Source organism: Streptomyces sp. HPF1205 (assembly GCF_020400825.1).
In the GTDB taxonomy this organism is placed as follows: Bacteria; Actinomycetota; Actinomycetes; order Streptomycetales; family Streptomycetaceae; genus Actinacidiphila.
The window spans coordinates 123938-134213 of record NZ_JAINVH010000022.1 but is presented as its reverse complement, the minus strand read 5'-3'; the positions used below and the strand labels follow the sequence as shown (position 1 = coordinate 134213).

Below are 10276 nucleotides of genomic sequence, written 5' to 3'. Positions count from 1 at the left end.
CCGGGGTGGAGGAGTCACGACGGTATTCAAGCGGTCCCGACCGGATGTCCTGCCGCAACACCGCCTACCGGTGCACCGCTGACGTTCTTTCATGAGCCCACCCAGGGAGTGTGCGACGATCGTGAACGTGGCCAGACGCACTCCTCCGCCGTTCGGTTCCCCGCACATGCCGACGGGCCCAACGTCGGCCATGTCCGTGCTGGCGGCCTTGCTGGACCGCTCGGTGGAACAGATCGCGGACGCCGCCGCAGACGTTCGCCGGTTCGACCGTGAAACGATACGTACGGTGGCGGATGTCTGGGACAACAACCTGTTTCCGTTGGTCTGGGCCGCGAGCACGTCCGACACCGATCAACGCGAGCGCCGGGCGACGGCCGCGCTGGAGTGGATGGCCGGCTTCGGAGAGCGGCGGCGCGGCTGGATGACCGAGCAGGCCGCGATGGCCGGGTACGACATCGAGCCGCTTCTGCCGCCGGCCGCGCCGTACATCCCCGGCCGCGACTCCCTCGGACACGTCATGGCACCTCAATACCGGCTCACCCGGCAGAACGTGGATGGTCTGGTTCCCGACTACGACCTGGCAACGGCATCGGTCCGCCACTTCCAAGTGGAGCGTGGCGGCACTCACCTGACGGCCTTCCTGGAGCTTGTCGCCGACCGCGCATTCCGCATCGAGGAGAGCGAATCAGCGCCACCCGCCCTCGTGAATGTGTGGCTGGACGGGGTCACCGACGCGGCCTTCGACTCCTCCGACACGCGGGGAGTGACCCTGGACGCGGGACCGACGGGGATCACGGTGTCCCTGGGCGCGGGTGGCAGGCTCCGCGCCGCTACCGGTGAGTACCGCCTCGACGACCGTTCATGGCACCTGTCGTCCGCCGGCCGACGTGCCGACGCCGTCGTCCCGCCCCGCAGCGGCCGGCCGGACCGCCGCCAACCGCCGGCCCCGCACCCGGGAACCGACGCCTATGCCGCTGCCGCCCTGCTGCACTGGGCCATGCTGGAGCTCCGCTCAGTGCGTTACGCCCACCGCGCCGATCACGTCCCCGTACTCGGCCTGTGCGAAGCTTTCTCTCGCGCAGGTCACGCGATCATGGAGGCAGGATCACGACGCGGCTCCCGACGCCGCGAATCGGCGTTCCGGGCGGTGATCCGAACCTGGGCCGAGCGAGGCGGCCCGGAACTTTCCGACTGGTTCGCGGGCTTCCTCAACAAGCGTGCGGGCCGCCCGGATCTCGTCGAGATGCCACGGGCTGCCGATCGGACCCGTACCTCTCGCACCGACGGTGTGCTCCTGCCCGGCCCGCCCGCGCAGGCGGTCCTCGTCATGGCCGCTTGGACGGCGGCGCACACCCGCTACGGCTCGGAGCGTCCGGCCACCGCCCGGCTCCAACTCGCCCTGCCGCCAGGGCGGGGCGAGGGCTCCTCGGCTCGTTGGCGGCTGCGTACCGTCAGCTGCGCCAATCCCGATGCCTTCCACCTGGACACCGCCGCCTTCCAAGGCCCGGGCCGGCTCGTCCAGGTGGGGGAGCCACGTGCCGCCTGCAGCCTCGACCTCCACCAGGGAGCCCTGTCCATCGCGGCGAGTGACGGCTGGAACGCCGACCCGAGCGTGTCCTCGCCTGTGCCGGCGTAGCCGCCCTCCTCGGTTGTCGCCGGCTCCGCGGGCGGGAGCGCTGGGCCTGCTGTGCCGGTTGCACCCCCACGGGGTGCGCACGGCGTCGGCTGCGACGGCCGTCCGGCCGGCCCCGGCCCTCGCCGTCAGCGGCGCGCCGATCCATGGTCCGGTCGGGTGCCCGCGCGGCGGTCCGCCAGGATCTCGCGGGCGGCGCGGGCGCCGGAGGCGAGGGCGCCCTGGGCCGAGCCGGTGGCCCGGTGGTCGCCGCAGACGTAGACACCGGGGGAGTGCCGGGTCGTGCGGCTCGGCGGCCACGGCGGGAGCATCGCGGGAAGTGCCTCCGCCACCGGGTGGACGGCCACCGCCTCCCAACCCCCGGTGCCGGTCCCGTAGACCTCGGCCAGCACGTCGCGGACCTCCGCCTCCCGTTCCGCCGCCCGGTCCGCGCCCAGCACCGAGGTGGACACCAGCGCGCGGCCGCGTGGCGCGTACGAGGGACAGACCTCGCTGAGGACCACCGTGTTGAGGATGCGCCGCCCGGCGTCGACGACCAGCGTCGGTTCGGCCAGCGGGGAGACCGGCGCCGCGTGGTAGTACGTGGTGACCGCGCGGACCGGCGGCACGTCGAGGCCCGGCACGAGCTCCGCCGCCGCCGTGGGCCCCGTGGCGACGACCACCGTCCGGGCCGGCTGCTCGTTCCCGTAGGCGGTCAGCACGCCGGTGCCGGTCAGCCGTTCCACCGGGGTGCCGAGCCGTACGGTGCCGTCCGGCAGCGCGGCCGCCAGTTGCTCGGGCACCGCGGCGACGCCCCGGGTCGGCAGGCACAGGTTGCCCCGCATCATCGAGCGCCACACCAGGTGGAAGAAGCGGCTGGACGTCTCCAGTTCGTCCTCCAGGAACACCCCCGACAGGAAGGGGCGCAGCACCCGCTCGACCAGGTCCTCGCCGATGGCGGCGTCGGCGAGCGCGGTCCTGGTCGTACGGTCTCGCGCCCGCTTGAGCAGCCGTGGCGGCGTGAGCAGGTCCCGGCCGCACAGCATCACCAGCGCGGACATGTCCCGCAGCGACCCCAGCCGGCCCGGCAGGAGGTCGGCGGCCTGCCGCGGGGCCCGCGTCGGGTCGGCGAAGCGCAGCCTGCCGCGCGGGGTGTGCACCAGGAAGCCGGGGCTGAACGGGCGCGCGTCCAGTTCTCCGGACCGGATACGGCGGCGCATCTGCGGATACGAGGTGTTCACCACCTGGAAGCCGCGGTCGAAGAGGAAGCCGTCGCGCGCGTCGGTGCGCATTCGCCCGCCCACGCCGTCGGACGCCTCCAGCACCACCACCCGCAGCCCCGCGGCCACCAGGTCCTGCGCGCACGCCAGCCCCGCCAGGCCGGCCCCGACCACCACCGCGTCCACCTCGGCGTCCGCCACGACCGCCACCTCCGTCCGTCGCGCCCGGCTGTCCCTCGATGATGCGCTCCCGCCCGGGCCGCGCCCGGCTCCCGCGCCGCCAACGGGCCCGTCCGGGGCATCGCACGGCGAGCCCGTACGCGCCGCCGCAGGCCTGACGGGCCGACGTCCGGCATCAGGCAGGCGGTCGGCGGAATCCCGCCGAAACCCTGTGCCGTCAGCCCAAAGGTCTCAGGCCGTGAGCAGTGGGCCGCCGACGTCCCTCCTGCGCCGGCCCGGCATCCGTCCAGCAGCGCCGGGACCGGGACCGCCGCGGCAGGGCCGCCGCCCACCGTCCCGCGCCGGCCTGACGTGCACGCACGGGCGCGGCACCGTTCAAGCGGCGGCGCGGGTGAGGGTGTTCTCGCCGGCGCGGCCCGCGAGGTGGTCGGCGACGTTCGCCATGGTGGTCCGCGCGATCTGGCCGACCGCGTCCCGGGTGAAGTACGCCTGGTGCGAGGTGACCAGGACATTGCCGAACGTCATCAGCCGCGCCAGCCGCTCGTCGGTCATCACTTCCAGCGACTTGTCGAGGAAGAACACGCCGGCCTCCTCCTCGTACACGTCCAGGCCCACCCCTGCCAGGCGCCCGTGGCGCAGGGTCTCCAGCAGGGCGTCGGTGTCGATCAGGCCGCCACGGCTGGAGTTGACCAGGACGGCGTCGTCCTTCATCAGCGACAGGGCCCGGGCGTCCACCAGGTGGTGCGTCTGCGGCAGCAGCGGCACGTGCAGGCTGACCAGGTCGGCTTGTGCGAACAGGTGCTCGCGCTCGACGTACTCCATGCCGAGCGCCAGGCATTCGGGGTTCCGCGTGACGTCCCAGCCCAGCAGCCGCATGCCGAAGCCGTGGGCGATACGGGCGAACGCGGCCCCGATCTTGCCGGTGCCCACCACGCCCGCGGTGCGGCCGTGCAGGTCACGCCCCAGCAGCCCGTCGAGCCGGAAGTCGAACTCACGGGTGCGGTGCGCCGCCCGCACGATCCGCCGGTTCACGGCCAGCGCCAGCGTCCAGGCGAACTCCGCGACCGAGTACGGCGAGTAGTACGACACCCGGGCCACGGTCAGCCCCAGCCTCTCGGCCGCCACCAGGTCGATGTTGTTCCACCCCGTGGCGCGCTGGGCGATCATCCTCGTGCCGCCTTCGGCCAGCGCGCCGAGCACCTCGGCGTCCAGGACGTCGTTGACACTGCTGAGCACCACCTCGTGGCCGACGGCGGTCGCAACCGTGTCCCGGTCCAGGAAGAGCCGCAGGCAGCGCAGTTCGTGCCCCTCGTCGAACCCCTCGTCGAACCCCCCATCGGGTTTCCCACCGCGTTTCCCGCCGAGGACCTGGTCGAACGCGTCCCGCAGCAGCGGCTCCTCGTCCGCCAGAACGCCGTAGGCAACGATCTCCACGAACCTCTCCTCCCCTTCGGCCGGACCATCGCCCCCACCGTAGGCGGCGCATTCCCCGGCGAAGAGGGCCGGAAGGGGCACACCGGAGCCCGCGCCGAGGGCCAACAGGCCCGGCTGCGACTGGTCGTGGGGCGGCCCGCTGCCGGGATCCTCATCCGTCGTCCAGGGCCTTCCAACGGCTTCCCGGATCGTTCCGGGGCACGTCGCAGGACCCCCCTCGAGCGGTTGCGGCGCCCGTGGCCAGGCCGTCCAGGAGCAGGGCGATCAACCGTGAGGCCAGGGGACGCTGGTGCTCGTGGCCGCTGATCAGGGTGATCCCGCCGAGCGCCATCAGGACGTCGTTGGGTGCCGCGTCCTCACGGATCTGTCCCGCCGTGGTCCCCGCCTCCAGGAGAGTGGTCACGGCCGCGCCCAGGGCGTCGCGGCTGTGCGCGCGCAGTCCCTCGCGGGCCGCGAGGATCGCGGGGAGGGCGTCTGCCATGCCCTGCTTGGTGAGCATGTAGTCCACGAACATCTCCGCCCACTCCCGCAGCGCGGTGACGGGCGCGCGGTCGTCGAGCAGGTCCCGGACGGAGGCGCAGAGCCGGTCGGTCTCGTTGCGGTAGGTGGCCTCGACGAGGTCCTCGCGGGTGGGGAAGCGGCGGTACAGGGTCCCGATGCCGACGCCGGCCTCGGCGGCGATCGCCTTCAGCGAGGCGTCGGGGCCGTGCTGCGCGAAGGCGCGGGCGGCGACCTCCAGCAGCCGGTCGTGATTGGCCTGGGCATCGGCCCGCAGAGTGCGCGGCATCACTCCTCCTTTACAAGTGGACCCGACTCCGCTTACAGTCGGGAGGTAAGCGGAGCCGAGTCCGCTTACCTCCATCGTAGCGATCGCTCCGTCCCCGCCCAAGCTCGCGGCCGCGGAGCCTGCGGGAAAAGGAACATCGAGATGACACAGCCGGTCACCACACCCTTCGGTGCGCGGTCCACGGCGTCCGAGGTCGTCGCGGGCGTCGACCTCACCGGCCGCCGTGCGGTCGTGACCGGTGCCACCGGCGGCCTGGGCCGCGAGACCGCCCGCGCCCTGGCGTCGGCCGGAGCCGAGGTGACCGTCACGGGACGGACCGAGCAGACGGCTCTCGCCGTCGCGCGGGAGATCGCGGAGGAGACCGGCAACGCCCGCACCAAGGCCGGCCGGCTCGACGTGGCGGATCCCGCCTCCGTCGCCGCCTTCGTCGCCGGCTGGACCGGACCGCTGCACATCCTGGTCGACAACGCCGGGATCATGGCCACCCCCGAGCTGCGCACCCCCGAGGGCCGCGAGCTGCAGTTCGCCACGAACCACCTGGGCCACTTCGCCCTCACGGTCGGCCTGAACGACGCACTCGCCCGGGCCGGTGACGCCCGGGTGGTCGTCGTCAGCTCCGTCGGGCACGTCAACGGGCCGGTCCGGTTCGACGACCCCGACTTCACCGCGCGGCCCTACGACCCGTGGCTGGCCTACGCCCAGTCCAAGACCGCGAACATCCTGTTCGCGGTGGAGGCCGCCAGGCTCTGGGCCGCCGACGGCATCACGGTCAACGCACTCAACCCCGGGCGCATCTGGGGAACGGGGCTCGGCCGCCACATGGACGTACCGCCCGCCGCGTTCGACCCCTCGGGAAAGAGCGGCGTCACGGAGAAGACCATCGAGCAGGGCGCCGCGACCTCCGTGCTGCTGGCGGCGTCGCCCCTGGTGGAAGGCGTCACCGGCCGGTACTTCGAGGACTGCCGGGAAGCGGGCCCCCACACGCCCGGCGTGCGTCGCGGAGTCGCCGACTACGCGATCGACCCGGACAACGCCCGCAGGCTCTGGGCCCTGTCCATGCGGCTGACCGCCGTCGGCGGCTGACTCGCGGGAGGCCGCCGCCGGCGCAGGGGATGGGTGCTACGGTCCCGCACATGGCCGAACTCATCGCTCCCACCGGGCGGCTGCATGCCTCATGGCTCACGGCGCGCGCCGAATGGGAGCCCGGCGCTCACCAGGACGGGGCGGGCCTGCGTCTGGCCGGTGGCGACGACCTCGGCAGCCCGGAAGGGTTCGAGTCCTGGGCCGAGCGGCTGCGGCAGCAGTCGGACCGGTCGCTGCCCGTCGGGGAAGGACGCGTTCACGCCACCCACTGGTGGATCGTCGAGGGCGGGACGTACCTCGGGGCCATCGACCTCCGGCACTATCTGAACGCCTTGCTGCTGGAAGGCGGCGGGCACATCGGCTACAGCGTCCGGCCTTCCGCCAGGAGGCGGGGACTTGCCACGTGGGCGCTGGGAGCCGTTCTGCTCCAGGCGCCGTCCCTCGGCCTGGACCGGGTCCTCCTCACCTGTGACGACGGCAACGTCGGCTCGGCGCGCACCATCGAGAGCAACGGCGGCGTCCTCGAAGACGTGCGCGGCACCGGACTCGGCGTCAAGCGCCGTTACTGGATCACTCTTGACGGCGCCGGCCGCGGGCGCTCGTCGGATCAGGCCGGCCTTCCCTCACGCGCTTGATCCCAGCCCGCGCCGCCGGCGACTCCGCCGACGACTCCGCCGGCGCGACCGCCTCATCGCCGAGACAGCCGAACCGGCGGGCGGTGAACTCGTGCGTCCGGTCTCCAAGGGCCCGCTCCGACATCTCGACCACCACGTCATGCGGTGGCGGATTCGGCGCGGGCCCACCAGGCGTTCCGGTAGCTTTCCGGCCTGTATGTGCGTAGCCCCGAGCGCAGACTGAGCTCATGGTCGCCATAGGCGATGTGACCCGTTTTGCTTCATGGTTCGGGGATGTCACTGCGATGCGGTTCGGGGCATGGGAGGCAAGGTGACGGACGGACAGGACCGTGAGGAAGGCGCTCCGAAGGCCACGTCGAGGAGCGAAGTGCACAACAATGTCGCGGGTGGAGAATTTCATGGCCCGTTGATTCAGGCAGGCACGATCACCGGTGGGGTGCACAGCTACCATCGTCCCCCGAGATGGTCTCCGTCGAAGCAACAGGTGCGACACGCGGCTGGAATCACAGCCGCAATCCTTGGCCTGGCGGCCATCGCAGGGTACTACGTGAATCGCGAGCGGTACGATCATAAATTCTCCTCGCCGCCATACGTGTGCGGCACGATCTGGCAGAACCCCAACTTCGAGAGATGGGTCCCGGGGGCCAAGGAAGGCACTCCGCCGGAAATCGGGCCAGAACTCACGTCGTGTTCCTGGGTCAGTCCGTCACAGAAGGCAGAGGTCTCCGTCATCGTCTTTCGCTGGCGAGATCGAGCGGAGGCCAAGAAGTATTTTGACAGAGCGAAATCAGGTGAAGACGTCAGGTCCGGGCAGGACATGATCCACCAGTACGAGCCAGGCATCGGAGATGATGCCGACATCAGTATGTCCGTTCCGGCCGGTGCGCGTGCCGTGCAGGCAGGTGAGACATCGCAGTGGGCCATAGCCGGGCTGGGGTTCCGGCGGTACAACGTGGAGGTCGAACTCCGACGGGCTCAGGATCGGAGCGGATACGGTGGCGACTCGGACAGCATCTTGCGGGAGATGGCTTTCGTGATCGATGCCCAGCTCAAGAGCTGATCATACGCTCTGATGCAACAGCGGCCGGCGCGGCCCCGGAGCGAGCGGGGGAGATGACCGCAGGTGCCTGCGACAATCCTCTGTGTGTCGCATACCGGCATCCAGGGTCTGTTGCGAAAGCGTGCGTCCGGCGAGCGGCAGAGCCGCTCGCCGGACGCACGGGTGGTGGAGTCCTCGCAGGGCTCCCCGGAGGCCCGGGGTCCGGGCAATCAGGGGCACTTCGGGATGGCGCCGCCTTCCTCAGTACTGCCAGGAGAGCGACGCGTCCTGGTTGTAGAGGCCGTTTCCGAGACGGTACGGGGCGTCCCCCGGCAGCAGTTGGTACATGCTGCCGCCGTAATTCGAGTTGTACCAGATGTCCGTCTTCACGGCCGCGGTCGAATAGGTGTTGGAGGCCGTCGCGGCGTGGTTCTTGACGCTCATGTTCTGTCCCGCCCCGGAACCCAGGAACGGGTAGTCGAGCAGATTGGGGACGTTACTGGTGCCCGTTCCCTCCGAGCCGTCGACTCCGCCGTTGAACCAGAACGCCGTACTCGATCCCTTCTGGCCCGAGTTGTACCAGAGGCAGGTGATCGAGTCGTAACTGGAGTTGACCGCGCTGAAGCACGGCCAGATCGGAACGGCCTGGGCGGGCCCCGCGGTGAAGAAGACAGCGCCCATGGCCGTCACGGCCGCCGCGGCGCCGGCGAATCCGATCCTCGTTCTCATCGTGACCACGCTCCTCATGAGTGGTTCGGTTGGTTAATTCGACCGGTTGGTCCGAACGGTCGGTTCGAACGGTTGGTTCGATCGGTCGGTCCGGGCAATCGGTCCGAGCGAACGCTCGGAACGCCCGGTCCGCACCGGTCCGTACGCAGACGCGAGCGGAACGCGGGAGCGGTTACCGCGAGGACCCGATAAGGGCCGCCGCGATCCTCAATTCCCGCCGCATGGTGGATCGCGCCTGCCGCAGCGAGCCGGCGTTCAGCTCGATCGCCGCGGCCTGGTACGCGGACTCGACGGAGAACCAGACGCCGACGAGATCGGTCCGCCGCTTGCAGGCGACGTCCGCCCTCGCGGTGGCGATCTCCGCGGCCGTGGGCTCGGCGGACGACGACCAGCGGGGGTCGTTGGTGGCCGCGTTCGGGTCCTTGTAGTGGTAGCCGCCGGCCCGCATACAGGCCGACCAGGCGGCGAAGGTCTTCAGCACCCGGACATCCGACTGCGACCTGGTGAAACTGTCGGCCTGGATGCTCTCGGCGATGTCCGGGTCGCCGTACCGCCCGTTCCTTCCGCCGAGCTTCGCGGTGGCCTCCGCGTTGCAGCCGCCGCTGGGGACGCTCCTGCCGTTGACCGGCCCGCCGGCCGTGCCCGTGAGGACCGAGGCCATCGCGGGCGTCACCTTGGGCGCGTCGTGGGCCGGTGCCGCGGCCGGCTGCAGGCGCTTCATCTCCTCCGCCATGAAGTGGTAGCCGTACCGGGCCTGGTCCGGCGTCATCACGCCGTAGCGCGATTCGTTCGCCGGCAGCCGCACGCTCGGGGCCGAGGCGGTCGAGACGCTGTACGCGAAGCCGTAGCGCTTCATGCATGCGGAGACCAATTCGGTATGGGCGGCCGCCAGTTGCGAGGACTGGGCGTCGGTGAAGAGGTAAGGCGCTATGGGGAGGACGAGGTCCGACGGCCGGGACGGAGTGGCGGTCGCGGTGAGCGGCAGCGGGGTCACCGCCGGTTCGGGATTCCCGGCCGCCGCCGGACGACCGCCGGCGGCGCTCGTACAGCCGGTCACAGCGGCTGCCAGGAACACTGCGACGACGGCAGGCACGGCGCAGTCGCGGCGCATTGTCATCGAACTCCTTGTGTGGTCGTGCCGGCGGATGCCCGACGCGGTGATCGCACGAGTCGGCGGAGTCGTTTGTGACGGCGGCCGGAGTCCCCCGTGCGCTCCGGTCGCCCCGCTGCCCCCGGTCCGGCTCAGCCGGTTACCGGGACGTCGTGGTGCGGCCAGGCACGGGGTACGGCCTGCGGGTCCCTGCCGGTGCACCCGCCGCGGTGGCAGGAGCCGGCGGCGTCGGCGGAGGCGGCGGGCCCGACTGCGGCGAGCACGCTCGTCGCGGCGGCAGAAGCCGCGAGGGCCGCGGCCGCGACGGCCGGTGCGGTCCGCCGCCGGTCGGCGCCACTGCGGGCGCCAAAGGTCTTCATGCGTGCTTTCCCCCCTTTTCGCGGCAACATGACCGCTCCTTGTGTCGCAGGAACGGTGCTGTGCCCCACCTGACGCTATGGACACGA

General features: G+C 71.5%; 10 protein-coding genes. 4 read left to right on the top strand and 6 right to left on the bottom strand.

All coding sequences use genetic code 11. The annotated features are described in order from the left end of the window. The first annotated feature begins 166 nt into the window (after window positions 1-166). Window positions 167-1636 carry a hypothetical protein gene (locus K7G61_RS24030; protein ID WP_225849028.1) on the top strand — a complete coding sequence of 490 codons (1470 nt, stop codon included), beginning with the start codon at window positions 167-169 and terminating at the stop codon, window positions 1634-1636. Window positions 1637-1761: 125 nt separating this feature from the next. Here the strand turns inward: K7G61_RS24030 and K7G61_RS24025 are convergent, their stop codons facing one another. The 3 genes from K7G61_RS24025 to K7G61_RS24015 all read right to left on the bottom strand — a co-directional run bounded on the left by K7G61_RS24025 (window position 1762) and on the right by K7G61_RS24015 (window position 5233). After that, window positions 1762-3033 (bottom strand): NAD(P)/FAD-dependent oxidoreductase, encoded by a 1272-nt coding sequence (locus K7G61_RS24025; protein WP_308190686.1) that lies wholly within the window; start codon window positions 3031-3033, stop codon window positions 1762-1764. A gap of 354 nt (window positions 3034-3387) precedes the next feature. Next, on the bottom strand, window positions 3388-4446 hold the full coding sequence (locus tag K7G61_RS24020) for a 2-hydroxyacid dehydrogenase (protein ID WP_225849026.1): 1059 nt from the start codon (window positions 4444-4446) through the stop codon (window positions 3388-3390). A gap of 151 nt (window positions 4447-4597) precedes the next feature. After that, on the bottom strand, window positions 4598-5233 hold the full coding sequence (locus tag K7G61_RS24015; RefSeq protein ID WP_225849025.1) for a TetR/AcrR family transcriptional regulator: 636 nt from the start codon (window positions 5231-5233) through the stop codon (window positions 4598-4600). Window positions 5234-5374: 141 nt separating this feature from the next. Between K7G61_RS24015 and K7G61_RS24010 the strand changes: the two genes are divergently transcribed. The 3 genes from K7G61_RS24010 to K7G61_RS24000 all read left to right on the top strand — a co-directional run bounded on the left by K7G61_RS24010 (window position 5375) and on the right by K7G61_RS24000 (window position 8011). After that, window positions 5375-6316: an SDR family NAD(P)-dependent oxidoreductase gene (locus K7G61_RS24010; protein WP_225849024.1), complete on the top strand. Its 942-nt coding sequence runs from the start codon at window positions 5375-5377 to the stop codon at window positions 6314-6316. A 50-nt stretch (window positions 6317-6366) separates the two neighbouring features. Further along, a complete protein-coding gene (locus K7G61_RS24005; RefSeq protein ID WP_225849023.1) occupies window positions 6367-6951 on the top strand; it encodes a GNAT family N-acetyltransferase in 585 nt (194 codons plus the stop codon). A 298-nt stretch (window positions 6952-7249) separates the two neighbouring features. Further along, complete coding sequence (locus K7G61_RS24000; protein ID WP_225849022.1) at window positions 7250-8011, top strand: hypothetical protein; 762 nt, start codon at window positions 7250-7252, stop codon at window positions 8009-8011. 240 nt (window positions 8012-8251) lie between these two features. On the opposite strand, the gene K7G61_RS23995 is transcribed toward K7G61_RS24000, so the two are convergent. From K7G61_RS23995 to K7G61_RS23985, 3 genes are all read right to left on the bottom strand, one after another. Beyond that, window positions 8252-8719, bottom strand: a complete 468-nt coding sequence (locus K7G61_RS23995; protein ID WP_225849021.1) for a hypothetical protein — start codon at window positions 8717-8719, stop codon at window positions 8252-8254. 172 nt (window positions 8720-8891) lie between these two features. Further along, window positions 8892-9836: a hypothetical protein gene (locus tag K7G61_RS23990; protein WP_225849020.1), complete on the bottom strand. Its 945-nt coding sequence runs from the start codon at window positions 9834-9836 to the stop codon at window positions 8892-8894. A 125-nt stretch (window positions 9837-9961) separates the two neighbouring features. Further along, window positions 9962-10189: a hypothetical protein gene (locus K7G61_RS23985; RefSeq protein WP_225849019.1), complete on the bottom strand. Its 228-nt coding sequence runs from the start codon at window positions 10187-10189 to the stop codon at window positions 9962-9964. Window positions 10190-10276: the final 87 nt, after the last annotated feature.